The following is a 15,382-nucleotide window of genomic DNA, read 5'->3' on the forward strand; positions in this document are numbered from 1 at the left end:
TGGCGGAATCCGTGCGGGGTATGCACCAGTCCGCGTCCATTTGCCCCAGATACATTGACCCGTTAGCTTTGGTCGCTTCCCCCCGGTCTAAACGACCAAAGCTCACTGGTCAATGTGGAGCGGACGTAGCTAGCGGCGAATCACCTTGTGTGCTGCTGCTTGGGCCACCGGACGCATGACAATCTGGTCCAGGTTGATGTGGTGGGCAAGCCCGACGGCGTAGGCCACCACCTCCGCTACGTCCTCCGCCGTCAGTGGTTTCTCTACCCCCTGATAGACCTTCTCCGCAGCTTCCTGGTTGCCGCCGAGACGGTTCTTGCTGAACTCTTCGGTGTGCACCATTCCGGGGGCTACCTCGATGACACGGATGTTGTGCTCCGCTTCCTCCAAACGCAGAGCTCCGGTCAGAGCATGCTGGCCGAATTTGGCGGCGTTATAGCCAGCACCGCCTTCGTATGCTGTGTGCCCGGCGGTGGAGGTCAGGTTCAGTACGGTGCCAAAACCATGCTCACGCAGATCGGGAAGGAAGGCCTTGAGGACATTCAGCGTGCCCAGCACGTTGACTTGGAACATCCACTCCCAATCGTCATCCTTGGCGTTGGCTACGCTATCCACACCGCGAGCGCCACCGGCAATATTGATCAGGGTATCCACGCCACCTACTGCTTTGAACGTCTCTGTGGCGAAGGCGCGAAGCCGCTCGATGTCCCCGGCTACGGTGACGTCCGCAGTGAATGGTGTTGCGCCAGTTTCCTGTGCCAGCTGGGCTAAGCGGTCCTCGCGGCGGGCTACGGCGATGACGTTCCAGCCGTTGCTGCGGAGTTGACGGACAGTGGCGGCACCGATGCCGGAGCTGGCGCCAGTGACAATTGCATTCTTGGAAGTGTTTTCAGCCATGGTTTTAATCTAGCGCGGTTGGGCTGAGCTGAAGAACCTGTTTTGGGCTGCGGCTGTTGGTTCAGGAAGCCCAGCAGCACGGCGGCCTGGTTCTGTTCGTGGTCCTTGGCGCCGTAGAGGAGTACCACTTTTTCGTGATCCTTGATGACTGTGCGCAGTTCCGCCACGGCTGAGTTATGTTCCAGTTCCGCGCAGTAGTGACGTTCAAAGGCATTGAAGTGTTCCGGCACATGGCCAAAGGCGTTGCGCACCTCTGTACTGGGTGCCACTTCCTTGAGCCAGAGATTGATCTTGTCCTTCTTGACCCCACGGGGCCACAGCCTATCGACTAAGACGCGGTACTCCCCCGGGTTTGGCTCCTCATACACACGTAAAATCCGCACTGTACCCATATCCGCATCCTAAACCCCGAACACATACGCACCACCCGATGTTACTGGTGCGTCTAGGTGTCTCTACGCACCACTTGACGCGAGTGGTGCGTATACGTTCAGGCTTCAGGCCGAAAACGGGTGGAACTAGGCAGGCTTCAGGCGGAAAACAGTTCGCGGAACCGTTCAGCGGGAGCGTCGTGCGCCACAAAGTACTCGCACTGCCAGTTCTGCGTCCGCAGAGCCTGGGCGCTGGACACCTGAACATTCGGAGCATAGACGCGCATGGCCCGTTTACCTCCCTTACCGTCAGTTGAGACCACCCCGTGGCGAGCCAAAACGCCAAGGGGGAACACGAACTGTCCCAGCCCCGCGCCCAAGCCAGCTTGGATGACAAACAGCTCAACGCCGTCGTGCGTGTCAAAGGGACGGATGGATCCCTCCGCGGAACGCTGCCACAAGGTGACGAACTGGCCAACCTTGGTGGGTGTGGTCTTGGCTTGGCGAAATATGGTGGGCCGGTCACCGAGAAGAAGGGTGTGCGCGGCATCGTCGGAACTCTCCGGCTCAGGCTGGATCTGGGCATACTCCAGCGCGGCCGCTTGCCACATTCTGGTTGCCTGCGTAGGGATACTCACCTGCCCATTAAGGCCCGAATCTGGGTTAGGAGGCAACTCATGAAAGACTTGGACCATGGCTGAAAACATTCCGGGCACAGACACGCCCGCACCCACCACAAGCAACGTTCCCGACAAGCCCGTTTTGGAGGGCCTGGAAGAGTCCCTGACCAAGCGCTGGCTGGCAGAGGGCACCTACAAATTTGACCGTGAGACCACGCGGGAGCAGGTGTATTCCATTGATACTCCCCCGCCGACGGCGTCGGGCTCCCTGCACGTGGGACACATGTTCTCCTACACACAGACCGATGTGCTGGCTCGTTTCCAGCGTATGAACGGCAAGAACGTCTTCTACCCCATGGGTTGGGATGACAATGGCTTGCCCACCGAGCGCCGCGTGCAGAACTTCTACGGTGTGCGTTGCGATCCGAAATTCTCCTACGTGGAGGGTTACCGTCCCCCGGCCGCCCCGGCGAAGAACCAGCGCGACTGGGATGTCATCTCACGCAAGAACTTCATTGAACTGTGTGAAGAGCTGGCTGTTGAGGATGAAAAGGTCTTCGAACACCTCTTCCAGACCCTGGGCCTGTCCGTTGACTGGGCGCTGACCTACCGCACCATCGATGATCATTCACGGGCAGTTTCGCAGCGCGGTTTCTTGGAAAACCTGACCGCCGGCGACGCCTACATGGCCGAAGCCCCCACCCTCTGGGATGTCACCTTCCGTACGGCTGTTGCGCAGGCAGAGCTGGAAGACCGCGAAATGCCGGGCGCGTACTACCGTTACCCGTTCTTCGCTGAAGACGGCACCAAGATTTACATTGAGACCACTCGCCCGGAACTTCTTGCAGCATGCTCGGCCCTGGTGGCGAATCCGGATGATGAGCGCTACAAGCCGCTGTTCGGCAAGAAGGTCACCTCACCGTTGTTCGGAGTTGAGGTTGAAGTCCGTCCGCACGCCCTCGCCAAGGCTGACAAGGGCTCCGGCATCGCCATGGTCTGCACCTTCGGTGACTTGACCGACGTTATCTGGTGGCGTGAACTGCAGCTGCCCACCCGCGCCATTGTGGGCCGTGACGGCCGCATCCTTGGAGAAACTCCGGAGTGGATCACCACTGAGGAAGGCCGCGCCAACTACGCATCCATCGCTGGCAAGACCGTCTTCAGCGCCAAGGAAAGCGTCATTGCGATGCTCACTGATGCTGAGCTGATGGACGGCGAAGCCAAGAAGATCATGCACCCCGTGAACTTCTTCGAAAAGGGTGACAAGCCCTTGGAGATCGTCTCCTCCCGCCAGTGGTACATCCGCAACGGTGGCCGCGATGAGGAACGCCGTGAACGCTTGATCAACCGCGGTAAGGAAATTGAATTCCACCCGGCGTTCATGCGCTCGCGTTATGACAACTGGATCTCCGGCTTGAACGGCGACTGGCTGGTTTCGCGCCAGCGCTTCTTCGGCGTGCCGGTTCCTGTCTGGTACCCGCTGGATGCTGACGCTAACCCGGACTACGATCACCCCATCCTGCCCAGCACCGAGATGCTCCCGGTTGACCCCGCAGCGGATGTTGCTCCGGGCTACACCGAGGATCAGCGCAATGTAGCTGGCGGTTTTGTGGGCGACGCCGACGTGCTGGATACTTGGGCAACCTCTTCGCTGACCCCGCAGATTGTGGGCGGCTGGGGTGTTGACGAGGACCTCTTCTCCAAGGTCTACCCGTTTGATTTGCGTCCCCAGGGCCATGACATTATCCGCACTTGGCTGTTCTCCTCCGCCGTGCGCGCCGACGCCTTGCAGGGTAGCGCGCCGTGGAAGCACGCTGCCATCTCGGGTTGGATCCTTGACCCGGATCGCAAGAAGATGTCCAAGTCCAAGGGCAACGTGGTGGTCCCCACCGACGTGCTCAATGACTTTGGCGCCGACGCCGTCCGCTACTGGGCAGCCTCGGCCAAGCTCGGTGCAGACACGGCCTATGAGATTGCGCAGATGAAGATTGGTCGCCGCCTGGCTATCAAGCTTTTGAACGCCTCCAAGTTCGTGCTGAACCTGGGCGCCACCGAGGCCAATGTGCTCACAGCCGACACCGCTGTGCTGACCAACCCGCTGGACCGTGGCCTGCTGGCCCAGCTCTCCGAAGTTGTTTCAGCATCAACGGCTGCGTTTGAAAAGTACGATTACGCCCGTGCTTTGCAGATCACCGAGAGCTTCTTCTGGCACTTCACCGACGATTACGTTGAGCTGATCAAGGACCGCGCTTACGGCGCATCCGGGGAGGAAGGCCAGGCTTCGGTGCTGGCTGCTCTGGCCACCACGCTCGATTCGTTGCTGCGCTTGTTCGCACCCTTCCTGCCCTTCGCCACGGAAGAAGTGTGGGGATGGTGGCGCGCCGGCTCGGTGCACCGCGCACCGTGGCCCGCCGCTGTTGGCGTGGACGACGGCGACACCTCCTTACTCGCGACGGTGGGCGACGCTCTCAGTGGGGTCCGTAAGGCTAAGTCCGAGGCCAAGGTCAAGCAGCGCACCCAGGTGCTCGCCGCGACCGTGACCGCTAGCGACGTTCAGGCAGCCCAGCTGAGGGCCGGCTTGGGTGACCTGAAAGCTGCTGCCAATGCTCTGGAGATCACAGTTGCTGTAGGCGAGGGCGAACTGATGGTGTCCGACGTCGAGCTTGCGCCGGCGGAGGAGCCTGTTCAGGCTTAGGTAACCGCGCGGGCTATTGAATAGCTCAGACTAGACAATAGCGCCGGGTCCTTGGCGGTATATGTGGAACGCTGCATCACTTTTAGTGGTGCAGCGTTCCTTTTTGCCTCAGCGCCTGATCTTCTGGACCAACTTCTTCAGGCCCTTCTTGGGCGGCACGGGTACCGGCATCGGCCATCGCGGAGTCAGCGAATCGCCCAAGGTGGTGCGCCGGATTTTGCGCCCAATGAGCGGCACCACCCACTGCGCCACCCACACATAGTGCCCGTGTCCTCGCTGTTTCCAGGTGGGTGCGGGTGGGAGCTTTTTCTCCTTGAGCATGATGCCATGAGAAACCTCCAGGATCTCCAACACGTGGGCGGCCAAGTACTTGTGCCCTCGTTTGGACATGTGCAACCGGTCTGAGCACCACATGCGCGGGTTTGCGTAGGCGTCAAGAGCTGCGTAATCCACCACGGTGGCCCCATACTTGGCCGCGATCGCCTTGATGCCGCAGTTGTAGGCGTGATTCTTGCGTCGCAACGGCGCCAGAAGTGGCGAGACCTCAACGTCATATCCGGTGAACAGCAGCAAGGTAGCCCCAGAGCTGACTAACCGCGCCACCAGGAATTCGTACTGCTCAAGGATCACGGTGATTGAGGTACCCACATCCATGACGTCATTACCGCCGGCGTAGAGGGTGATCAGCGTCGGCTCCAGGGCCAGGGCTGGCTCGATCTGCTCGGCAATAATGTGGCGTAACCGTTTGCTACGGATGGCCAGGTTGGCGTACTCCCAGCCAGGCGTATCGTGGGCTAGCGCCTCTGCCACCCGATCTGCCCAGCCTCTGACACCGTTAGGCAGGTGCTTGCTGGTATCACCGACTCCTTCAGTGAAGGAGTCACCCAACGCCACATAGCGGCCCGGATTTCTCAGTATCACGGCCCGCTAGAACGCAGCCTGCGGGCGGGACGTGCTAGCCTGCGTTAATCCTGCGACCCGGACCCGGCCCCCGCCGTGATACTCCCACCCGGCATCGGCCCATCGCGCACCATCCAAAGGATTGCGGCCATCTAGCATGACGCGGCGCTGTACCAGTGCGGCTGTGCGTGCTGGATCCATGGCCACCAACTCTGGCCATGGCGTCAAGAACAATACCAACTCGGCCCCCGCCAATGCCGTCTCAATCTGACTTTCAAACGTCAGCTGAGAATATTGCAGCCACGCCGCTTCCACTGCCTGCGGATCAGTCACTGCTACCTTGGCTCCTTTGTTTGCCAGCTGACAGGCCACATCCAAGGCAGGTGAATCCCGAATATCATCGGTATGAGGCTTGAACGAGGCTCCCAGAACCGTAATGGTCCGTCCCTTGACCGTTCCACCCAACAAGCGAACGGCAGTCTCGGCCACTAGATACCGCGCGTCGGCATTCACGCCATCAACTAAGGAGAACATCGCATCGAGCGATTCCACACCGTGTGCTTGCGCCTGTGTCCTGAACGATCGTAGATCCTTGGGCAGACAACCACCACCAAAGCCCACTCCAGCCTGAAAGTACTTGCCCCCGATGCGCTCATCGTGCCCCCATGCCTGCGCTAATTGCACGACGTCGGCCCCGGCTTCTTCGCAAAACTCACCGACTGTGTTGATGTAGGAAAGTTTCAAAGCCAATAACGCGTTGGCGCAGGCCTTGATCAGTTCCGCTGTGGCGAAGTTAGTCATGATGCGCGGGGTTCCCCGTTCCAGCAGTGGAGCATAGACGGCATCCTGAGCCTCGGCCCCCAAGGCTCCGGCATCGCCATCTTGGGCGCCGTAGACCAGCCGATCCGGAACCAAGGAATCTTCCACAGCCGTACCTTGGCGCAGGAACTCAGGTTTCCAAGCCAGTACTGCCCCCGTCCCGAGGCGCATCTCTTGAATCTGAGCAGCGGTGCCCACTGGAACGCTCGATTTGCCCACCACCACACCAGGATGCAGGTTCTGCAGCAATGCCGGGTCGGTGGTGAAGGTGAGGCGGCCGCCGTCGTGCCCTTCTTCCAAGAGCTCCACCAGGCCAGGCTCAGGGAACGGCGCCAACCCCGCAGCCAGCTGCTCAATTCTGTCGGCATCAGTGTCCAATCCGATGACCTGATGGCCCATGGCGGCCAGCGTGGCTGCATGAACGGTGCAGAAGTAGCCGGCTCCAATGACTGGAATCTTCATTTTGTTCGGCTCAGTTCGGCAGGCAAGACTGAACCCGCTGCTATGGCGTGAACGTAATGGTCCATCAGTTGGTCTCCCACGACGGCCCAGCTACGGCCCTGGACTTGCTGGAAGGCTGCGGCGGCAAAGGCGGCGCGTTTGGCGTCGTCGCCCATCAGGTCAACGGCGTAAGTGCGCAATTCGTGCAAATTGCCGGGAGTGTAGAGCCAACCTGTGCGGGAAGAATCCACAAGGTCCACGGGCCCGCCGCGTCCTGTGGCCACTACGGGCACACCGGAGGCCATGGCTTCCTGGATGGTCTGGCAGAAGGTCTCCAACTCGCCCGGATGCACAAAGAGATCAAAGGAAGCCATGGCCACAGCCAAGTCCTCTCCCCCGAGAAAACCCGTGAAATGTGCGTGCGGCAGGGCATCTTCCAGGGCAGCCCGCTGCGGTCCGTCCCCTACAATGACCAGTTGACAATCTGGGATATCCGCCAGCACGGCCAAGTCCTGCACTTGCTTCTCCAACGCCAGCCGTCCCACATATCCAATGATCTTGGTACAGCCGGGGGCAACCTCTGCCCGGAACTCTGCGCTGCGTTTGTTGGGGTGGAAACGTTCGGTGTCTACGCCACGGCGCCAGAGCTGCACCCGAGGAATTCCGTGGCCACGAAGTTTATGCACCGAATCAGTGGAAGGCGCCAGTGTTGTGGTGGCCGCTGTGTGGATGCGCTCTACTCGCTGCCACGCCCAGTTTTCCAGGTACGTCAGCCCGTATTTCCCCGCGTAGCCTGGCACATCCGTCTGATAAATGGCTACGGTGGGAATCCCTAGGGCAGCTGCGGCGCGAACTGCCCGCCAGCCAAGCACGAAGGGTGAGGCGAGGTGGACCACGTCCGGGTTGAACTCAGCAAGAAGGAGCTTCACCCTCCTGACACCGCCCACGGCTATCCTGATATTCCGGTATCCCGTGAGCGCAATGGCCGGAAGCCGCCGCACCGTTGCCCCTTCAACCACACGGGGTGCATCTTGTAAGGTCGACGGGGCAATGACCAGAACTTCGTCACCGCGGGCGTCGAGGTACTGGAGGATTTTCAGGAGTGAATGGGTGACCCCGTTCATTTCCGGCAAGAATGACTCAGCTATGATGGCGATCTTCACGTTCTAACCGTGACACGTTGAGGTTGCCGCCACGGGCTGTTGCAGGAACATCACGGTGAAGAGCAGATGAACTGAAGCCTTTGGATTCAGCTATCGAGAATCGGTGCGTACGGAAATGCCGCCTCGGCGAGATTGAAACGGCAGCTGATGCGATTTCTGCGCAAGCCCGGATTCCAGATCGCAGCTGATGCGGTAAAACCCCCGGATTTTCCGCATCAGCTGCACTGTGGAATCCCCAGATCGCATCAGCTGCAGTCTCGACTACGGGGTGGCCCGCCAAGGTGAGAGTTGCAGTGCAACAATCCGAGAACATCTAGCGTTTAGAGGGGCGCCCAATGGCATCAATAGCAAAAGGCACCAGGATGGGCTCCGGAAAAAGCCACTGACTCGCCCAGGGCCCGCTTTGGCCGTTGCACCTGATTTTGGGCAAAGGGGAAGCCCCATCGGCTAATTGCCGTCGGTGGGGCTTCGACTTTCATACCGCGTGTGACGTTCGCGGTCTGATCGATGCTAATGATTTTCAGGACAGTCACCGCGTCACCGGTGCTAAGAACCTTTACGAGCGTCCCGCCGAAGCAGTGCTCAATGATCATAGGTTCAGTCACTGAATTTTTTAGTATCTATCAGCCCTTTCCTTGGCGGATTGGGTAAGAACAAGTATGCGCCTGTCCCCGGGTACAGACAAGGGCAGGTGGGAAAGTTTTTTTACAAACTTTCCCACCTGCCCTCCGACACACAATAACTGCAGAGCGGGCCGCAGTTTAGTCGAACTGCGGATCCTCGGTGCGGCTGCGCTTGATCTCGAAGAAGTACGGGAAGCTGGCCAATGTCACTGTGGCGTCCCAGAGCTTGCCAGCTTCCTCTCCGCGCGGGATGCGAGTGATGACCGGACCAAAGAAGGCAGTGCCGTTGAAGGCCACGATCGGTGTGCCCACGTCCTGGCCAACCTTGCTGATGCCTTCAGCGTGGCTGGCACGCAAAGCGACATCGTGGGCATCTGTGGTCGCTGCGGCTGCCAGATCGGACGGCAAACCAGTCTCAGCCAAAGCCTTGGCTATGACATCGGCAATGTCCTTGTTGCCATTGTTATGGATCTGCGTGCCCATGGCGTCATAGAGGGGCTTGATGACTTCGTTGCCGTGGGCTGCAGCTGCAGCCGTGATGACGCGTACCGGGCCCCAGGCCTTGGCCATGAGGTTCTTGTACTGATCGGGAAGATCCTGGTTATTCTCATTGAGCACCGAGAGGCTCATGACATGCCAGTTGACCGAGATATTGCGGACCTGCTCTACTTCACCGATCCACCGCGAGGTGACCCAAGCAAAGGGGCAGGTGGGGTCAAACCAGAAATCGGCTGTTTCGGGTGTAGTCAAAGTGCTTTCAGACACGAAAAATCTCCTTGGTAGAACATGGATTCCAGCTAGAAACCGGGCCAAAGCCCATCGCTCTTTTCAACCGCGGGGATCTACAAACTATTCCGGGCAGGTATCAGAGGTGGAATCCGGGCCGGAAGCCGAAGTGGGTTCAGAAGCCGCAGTTACGCTGACTTGTTCCTGCGTTTGGCAACAACCTCGTGTGGGATCAACGTTGGTTCGGCCTTCTTGGCCACTACGTCTGCGGTGATCACTACGGTGGCAATGTCTTCGCGGCTGGGCAGATCGAACATGACGGGTTGGAGCACTTCTTCCAAGATGGCGCGCAGTCCGCGGGCACCGGTTCCTCGGTCCAAAGCGAGCTCGGCTATGGCAGTCATCGCCTCGTCATCAAACTCAAGGTCAACGCCGTCGAGCGTGAACATCTTTTGGTACTGCTTCACGAGCGCATTCTTAGGCTCGGTGAGTATCTGGATCAGCGCAGTACGGTCTAGCTGGGTGACGGTGGTGATGACGGGCAGGCGGCCAATGAACTCGGGGATCAGCCCGAACTTCAGGAGGTCCTCGGGCATGACATCGGCGTAGCTTGCCTCGTTCTTCTTCAAGGCGCTGAGCGGAGCGCCAAAGCCGATGCCCTTCTTACCCGCACGGGAGCCGATAATTTCTTCAAGGCCAGCAAATGCGCCCGCCACAATGAAGAGCACATTGGTGGTGTCAATCTGAATGAATTCCTGGTGCGGATGCTTGCGCCCACCCTGCGGGGGAACTGAGGCAACTGTTCCTTCGAGAATTTTCAACAGCGCCTGCTGTACTCCTTCGCCGGAGACGTCGCGGGTGATGGAAGGGTTCTCGGACTTGCGCGAGATCTTGTCAATCTCGTCAATGTAAATGATGCCCTGTTCGGCCTTTTTAATGTCGAAGTCAGCGGCCTGGATGAGCTTGAGCAGAATGTTTTCCACGTCCTCGCCCACGTAGCCAGCTTCGGTTAGGGCGGTGGCATCGGCCACGGCAAACGGGACGTTGAGACGACGGGCAAGGGTCTGCGCCAAGTACGTCTTGCCGCACCCGGTAGGCCCGACAAGCAAGATGTTGGACTTGGCAATTTCTACTTCGTCGTGGACACCGCCAGAAATGGTGGTGCTCTTGACGGCGTGCCCGGACTGGATGCGCTTGTAGTGGTTGTAAACGGCGACAGCGAGGGAGCGCTTAGCGGGCTCTTGACCAATGACGTATTCCTGCAGGAAGTCGAAGATTTCCCGCGGCTTGGGCAGTTCAAAAGCGTCTAGGTCCGCCACCTCAGAGAGTTCTTCATCGATGATTTCGTTGCACAGTTCAATGCACTCATCACAGATGTAAACACCGGGTCCGGCAATGAGCTTACGGACCTGCTTCTGGCTCTTTCCACAGAAGGAACACTTCAGCAGATCGGTGCTTTCGCCCATCCTGGCCATTGGCGTGTCCTTCCACGAATAACCCGCCGGTAGCGGTGTTACCTCTACTACATCTTCATTCCACAGCAGGTGCCGCAAAACGTCCTTCGAATTACCTTCCACTCTAAGCCACGGGTGTGACATTGGGCGGAATGCAAACGCCGGAACAAGGGACTAATTCCCTTGTTCCGGCAGATACTTCTGCTTGCCTAACGCGCGATGGCGGCAGGCTTCATCTTGCGCGGTGCCAGCACTTCATCGATCAGGCCATAGTCCTTAGCCTGAGCGGCGGTGAGGATGTTATCGCGCTCAATATCATTGCTGACCTGCTCCGGCGTGCGGCCGGAAAGATCAGCCAGGGTGTTCTCCAACCATTCACGCATGCGCATGACCTCATTGGCCTGGATTTCCAAGTCAGAGGCCTGGCCGCCCTGGCCACCGGAGAGTGCCGGCTGGTGGATCAGTACGCGAGCGTTCGGCAGAGCCAAACGCTTGCCGGGTGCACCGGCTGCCAAGAGCACAGCTGCTGCCGAAGCTGCCTGGCCCAGGCAGACAGTTTGAATCTCGGGGCGAATGAACTGCATGGTGTCGTAAATGGCCGTCATGGCCGTGAACGATCCGCCGGGAGAGTTGATGTACAGGGTGATGTCGCGGTCGGTATCGTCGGCTTCCAGCACGAGCAGCTGGGCCATGACGTCATCGGCCGATGCGTCATCAACCTGAACACCTAGGAAAATAATCCGGTCTTCGAAAAGCTTGGTGTACGGATCCTGGCGCTTGAAGCCGTAGGGCGTGCGCTCCTCGAACTGCGGAAGTACGTAACGGCTGGTGGGCAGGTTGCCGGCGGTTTTGCCAAACGCTGTGCTGCCAAAGTTATAAGTCATGTCTACTTGCTCCTGAAATCTGTTCTTCGGCTTGCTTAGTTGGCGTTGGTTCCGCCGCCACCGGCAACGGTTCCTGCGTGACGGGCGATCTTATCGAAGAAGCCGTATTCCAGACCTTCTTCGGCCGTGAACCACTTGTCGCGGTCGTTGTCGACGAGGATCTTCTCAATGGTCTGGCCGGTCTGCTCTGCAGTCAGCTGGGCCATGACCTTCTTCATGTGCAGGATCAGTTCGGCCTGGATCTTGATGTCCGACGCCGTTCCTCCAATACCGCCTGAAGGCTGGTGCATGAGGATGCGTGCGTTGGGCGTCGCGTAGCGCTTGCCCTTGGTGCCTGAGGAGAGCAGGAACTGCCCCATCGAGGCGGCCAGCCCGGTGGCGACAGTGACGACGTCGTTCGGGATGAACTCCATGGTGTCGTAGATGGCCATACCGGCAGTGACTGAGCCACCGGGTGAGTTGATGTAGAGGAAGATGTCCTTCTCGGGGTCCTCAGCCGAGAGCAGCAACAGCTGCGAGCAGATCAGGTTCGCGTTGTCATCACGAACTTCCGAGCCCAGCCAAATGATGCGTTCCTTCAGCAGGCGGTTGTAGATGTACGCATCCGATCCGGACGGGTCCGCGCTGGCCATCGTGGGGGTGGTGTGCTGTGCCATGGTGGTTTACCTCTCCTTCGTGTGGCCTGCTAGGCGTGCCCAGCGGAACCAACACTTATGTTCACTACTTGGACAGTAGCCCTTTTCTGGCTTGCTTTGTGGCCCATCTGGACGCTGTTCGCTGTCGGCGCACGATCGCCGTTCGCCCTGCGCGTAGGGGAATAAATGCGCCCACCTACAGGCTTGTCTGTGGGCACAAAAAGCCGTTGCCGGCTCCCAGAGGGAACCGGCAACGGCTGGTAAATCTGCTAACCCGTGAGGGCAATGTCTTAGATGCGGGCTTCGCCCGGATCGGAGACGGCGGTGGGCTCGATGACCTCATCTTCGGAAGTGACTTCTTCTTCCTCGGAGGCGACTGAAACGAAGTCGGTCAGATCTACTGCGGCACCTTCGGAGTCGGTTACAGTGGCCTTGCCCAGAACAGCGGCGAGAGCCTTGCGGCGGCGAACTTCGCCAACGATCATGTTGACCTGGCCTGAGGAGTCAAGCATCTGAGCGAACTGGTTCGGTTCCATGCCGTACTGGCTGGCGGAGGAAACGATGTAGTCAATCAGTTCAGCCTGGCTGACGCTGATTTCTTCCTTTTCAGCAATGGCATCAAGGATGATCTCGTTGCGGAAAGCCTTCTCAGTGTTTTCCTTGACTTCGGCGCGGTGCTCCTCGGTGTCGTGCTCTTCGGCACCGTGTGAGTTCTCCGGCTTGAAGTGCTGCTCGAGCTGCTCTTCGATCACGGAGTCCGGAACGGGAACCTCAACCAGTGCAACGAGCTTCTCAAGAACCTTGTCGCGGGCTTCAACACCCTGCTCTACGGTCTTGGATTCTGCAGCCTGCTTGGCCAAGTCTTCCTTGAGTTCTGCGATGGTGTCGAACTCGGAAGCCAGCTGTGCGAAGTCGTCGTTTGCCTCGGGCAGTTCGCGGACCTTGACGGAGGTGACCTTGAGGGTAACCTGCGCTTCTTCGCCTGCATGCTCGCCACCGGCAAGCTTGGTGCTGAAGATAGCTTCTTCACCAGCGGAGAGGCCGGTTGCAGCTTCGTCCAGGCCGTCAAGCATGTTGCCTGCACCGATCTGGTAGGAGAGATCCGTTGCTGAGTCAACCTCGACGTCGTCGATCTTGGCGGCGATGTTGATGGTGAGGAAGTCACCATCAGCAGCCGGACGGTCTTCGACCTTCAGCGTGCCGAAGCGTGCGCGCAGGTCATCGAGAGCCTTCTCGGTGTCCTCGTCAGCAGCCTCTACAGCAGCAACCTCAACCTCGATGCCTTCGTAGTTCGGCAGTTCGATCTCGGGGCGGATGTCCAATTCAACGTGGAACTTGACTACGCCATCGGTGGCTGTGGGATCCGGAACCTCGGTGATTTCAACCTCGGGACGGCTCAACGGAACCAACTTGTTCTCGATGACAGCTTCCTGGTACCAGCCGTTGAGGCCGGAGTTGATAGCGGTCTCCAAAACGTAGCCACGGCCAACGCGCTGGTCGATCAACGTGTTCGGGACTTTGCCCTTACGGAAGCCGGGTACCTGGACCTGGGTACCAATGGTCTTGTAAGCCTCGGTGATGCTGGGCTTCAATTCCTCAAAGGAAACCTCAACATCGAGCTTTACACGAGTGGGTGTGAGGGTTTCGACAGCGCTCTTCACAGCGTGGTACTCCTGATGGTCTGTTGATGGATAATTAGGCCAGCACATGGGCAGCCACTGACCAAAAGTGAACCGGATAATGCTGAAGTCGGGGCGACAGGACTCGAACCTGCGGTCTCCTGCTCCCAAAGCAGGCGCGCTAGCCACTACGCTACGCCCCGTAGTGCCCGCAACAGTCTACGGGCAAAAGTTCCCAGATGCACAATCGGGGCAAAACACCCGCAAAATCCGCGCATCCACGGCCGCTTATCCGCACCGCTACATACATTCATGCGCGACCCTTCATGCACGGGCTAATGCACGACGCAGGATGGGTTTCCCTGCGCTTCTGGCTCCACCCATGCTCCACCGGGCTCCAGCAGGCTTAGCGAGTAGAACCCAGGGTTCCGTCGATTTCATCCGTGAGCTTTGGTCGTTTACGCCCGCTCTAAACGACCAAAGCTCACTGTGAGACTTGTTTGTAGCTGGTCTGGGACTGGCTGGCAGGATGGTATTGGCCGTTCCGCCCCTGGATGTGACTCTAAAGCTCACTGGCCCTCAGTGTGCCTTTGATCCGATATGTCCATTCAGTAAGGCGGGCCGGCCGGTACTTGTCCGGCCCACCTCGGTAGCTTGATTAGAAGATTGTCCGCCCTTGCAAGCGTGACCCATCACAGTGCTGTTCCGTTGTGACCCTTACCCGGACTGGTACCGGCCGGTGACGGCCACCAGCCATGTCCATCACAACTGGAAGTACGGTGACCATCTTGACTATCGTCGCGGATTTTCACTCATTTGTCGTAGGCGTTGACACGCACGCCCGTAATCACGTCTTCGCTATCCTCGACGCCACCAACGGTGCGTTGCTGGATACGCAGTCTTTCCCTACCAGCCCGGCCGGCATTAACCGCTCCATCGCCTGGGTTGCCCGCCGTACCGAAGCCGACGCCGACACCCTGTGGGTCATAGAAGGTGCCGCCTCTTACGGGGCCATCCTGGCAGGCACCGTAGCTGCTGCTGGGTACCCGGTCGCTGAAGCACCGCGCATGGATATGAAGAAGAACCATGGGGTCGGAAAATCTGATGCCCTCGATGCCCACCGCATCGCCATGGCAGTTCTTCCGCTGGAGGTGGAGAAATTGCGTCGTCCCCGCTTGAACGAGGGAGCCAGGCAAGGCCTGCGAATCCTAACCACAGCCCGAAGTTCCATGGCCCAAGACCGTACCCGCTCAGTCAACGCCCTCAACGCCCTGGTGCGCAGCAACGACCTGGGAATTGATGCCCGAAGCAAGCTCACCCCCATCCAAATCGGTGAGATCAGCCGGTGGCGTGAGCGGGATGAAGAGCTCTCCCTCTCGATTGCCCGAGCAGAGGCAGTACGACTGGCAAACAGCATTTTGGGACTGGACCAGCAGCTAAAAAACAATGAGAAGCAACTGCAGTCCTTGGTCACCATCAGTGACGCGGCGCCACTGCTTGATGAGAAAGGATTCGGGCCGGTAACAGCCGCCACA

13 protein-coding genes and 1 tRNA gene are annotated in these 15,382 nt (G+C 59.0%); 2 read left to right on the forward strand and 12 right to left on the reverse strand.

Annotated elements, in window-relative coordinates; all coding sequences use genetic code 11:
* Window positions 1-129: 129 nt before the first annotated feature.
* The 3 genes from ACX80D_RS14025 to ACX80D_RS14035 form a co-directional block, all read right to left on the reverse strand.
* A complete protein-coding gene (locus tag ACX80D_RS14025) occupies window positions 130-897 on the reverse strand; it encodes an SDR family oxidoreductase (RefSeq protein WP_459323489.1) in 768 nt (255 codons plus the stop codon).
* Window positions 789-1,289, reverse strand: coding sequence for a DUF488 domain-containing protein (locus ACX80D_RS14030; RefSeq protein ID WP_459323490.1), 501 nt, complete (start codon window positions 1,287-1,289; stop codon window positions 789-791). Before ACX80D_RS14030 ends, ACX80D_RS14025 begins: the two co-directional genes overlap by 109 nt.
* A gap of 137 nt (window positions 1,290-1,426) precedes the next feature.
* On the reverse strand, window positions 1,427-1,906 hold the full coding sequence (locus tag ACX80D_RS14035; RefSeq protein WP_459323491.1) for a MepB family protein: 480 nt from the start codon (window positions 1,904-1,906) through the stop codon (window positions 1,427-1,429).
* Window positions 1,907-1,961: 55 nt separating this feature from the next.
* Here ACX80D_RS14035 and valS point away from each other — a divergent pair, with 55 nt between their 5' ends.
* Entirely contained in the window at window positions 1,962-4,583 is a 2,622-nt protein-coding gene (valS, locus tag ACX80D_RS14040; RefSeq protein WP_459323492.1) for a valine--tRNA ligase, read from the forward strand.
* 108 nt (window positions 4,584-4,691) lie between these two features.
* On the opposite strand, the gene ACX80D_RS14045 is transcribed toward valS, so the two are convergent.
* From ACX80D_RS14045 to ACX80D_RS14085, 9 genes are all read right to left on the reverse strand, one after another.
* Window positions 4,692-5,504: an SGNH/GDSL hydrolase family protein gene (locus ACX80D_RS14045; protein ID WP_459323493.1), complete on the reverse strand. Its 813-nt coding sequence runs from the start codon at window positions 5,502-5,504 to the stop codon at window positions 4,692-4,694.
* 6 nt (window positions 5,505-5,510) lie between these two features.
* Window positions 5,511-6,764, reverse strand: coding sequence for a UDP-glucose dehydrogenase family protein (locus ACX80D_RS14050; protein WP_459323494.1), 1,254 nt, complete (start codon window positions 6,762-6,764; stop codon window positions 5,511-5,513).
* Window positions 6,761-7,906, reverse strand: a complete 1,146-nt coding sequence (locus ACX80D_RS14055; protein WP_459323495.1) for a glycosyltransferase family 4 protein — start codon at window positions 7,904-7,906, stop codon at window positions 6,761-6,763. The genes ACX80D_RS14050 and ACX80D_RS14055 overlap by 4 nt, the downstream gene beginning before the upstream one ends.
* 761 nt (window positions 7,907-8,667) lie before the next feature.
* Window positions 8,668-9,294, reverse strand: coding sequence for a mycothiol-dependent nitroreductase Rv2466c family protein (locus ACX80D_RS14060; RefSeq protein WP_459323496.1), 627 nt, complete (start codon window positions 9,292-9,294; stop codon window positions 8,668-8,670).
* 149 nt (window positions 9,295-9,443) lie between these two features.
* Window positions 9,444-10,730 carry an ATP-dependent Clp protease ATP-binding subunit ClpX gene (gene clpX / locus ACX80D_RS14065; RefSeq protein WP_459323497.1) on the reverse strand — a complete coding sequence of 429 codons (1,287 nt, stop codon included), beginning with the start codon at window positions 10,728-10,730 and terminating at the stop codon, window positions 9,444-9,446.
* A 188-nt stretch (window positions 10,731-10,918) separates the two neighbouring features.
* Window positions 10,919-11,593, reverse strand: a complete 675-nt coding sequence (locus ACX80D_RS14070; RefSeq protein ID WP_459323498.1) for an ATP-dependent Clp protease proteolytic subunit — start codon at window positions 11,591-11,593, stop codon at window positions 10,919-10,921.
* A 35-nt stretch (window positions 11,594-11,628) separates the two neighbouring features.
* Window positions 11,629-12,249: an ATP-dependent Clp protease proteolytic subunit gene (locus tag ACX80D_RS14075; protein WP_459323499.1), complete on the reverse strand. Its 621-nt coding sequence runs from the start codon at window positions 12,247-12,249 to the stop codon at window positions 11,629-11,631.
* A gap of 269 nt (window positions 12,250-12,518) precedes the next feature.
* Window positions 12,519-13,889 carry a trigger factor gene (gene tig, locus ACX80D_RS14080; RefSeq protein ID WP_459323500.1) on the reverse strand — a complete coding sequence of 457 codons (1,371 nt, stop codon included), beginning with the start codon at window positions 13,887-13,889 and terminating at the stop codon, window positions 12,519-12,521.
* A gap of 88 nt (window positions 13,890-13,977) precedes the next feature.
* A tRNA-Pro gene (locus ACX80D_RS14085) sits at window positions 13,978-14,050 on the reverse strand.
* A gap of 576 nt (window positions 14,051-14,626) precedes the next feature.
* On the opposite strand from ACX80D_RS14085, the gene ACX80D_RS14090 reads away from it, so the two are divergent.
* A partial coding sequence (locus ACX80D_RS14090) for an IS110 family transposase (RefSeq protein ID WP_459323502.1) occupies window positions 14,627-15,382 on the forward strand: 756 nt, incomplete at its 3' end.

It is taken from the genome of Arthrobacter sp. Sr24 (assembly GCF_054511175.1).

Bases quoted from the DNA above. Each gene is read 5' to 3' on its own strand.
- ACX80D_RS14075 (WP_459323499.1), bottom strand. From the start codon at position 12,249: ATGGCACAGCACACCACCCCCACGATGGCCAGCGCGGACCCGTCCGGA.
- ACX80D_RS14070 (WP_459323498.1), bottom strand. From the start codon at position 11,593: ATGACTTATAACTTTGGCAGCACAGCGTTTGGCAAAACCGCCGGCAAC.
- clpX (WP_459323497.1), bottom strand. From the start codon at position 10,730: ATGGCCAGGATGGGCGAAAGCACCGATCTGCTGAAGTGTTCCTTCTGT.
- valS (WP_459323492.1), top strand. From the start codon at position 1,962: ATGGCTGAAAACATTCCGGGCACAGACACGCCCGCACCCACCACAAGC.
- ACX80D_RS14030 (WP_459323490.1), bottom strand. From the start codon at position 1,289: ATGGGTACAGTGCGGATTTTACGTGTGTATGAGGAGCCAAACCCGGGG.
- ACX80D_RS14050 (WP_459323494.1), bottom strand. From the start codon at position 6,764: ATGAAGATTCCAGTCATTGGAGCCGGCTACTTCTGCACCGTTCATGCA.
- ACX80D_RS14025 (WP_459323489.1), bottom strand. From the start codon at position 897: ATGGCTGAAAACACTTCCAAGAATGCAATTGTCACTGGCGCCAGCTCC.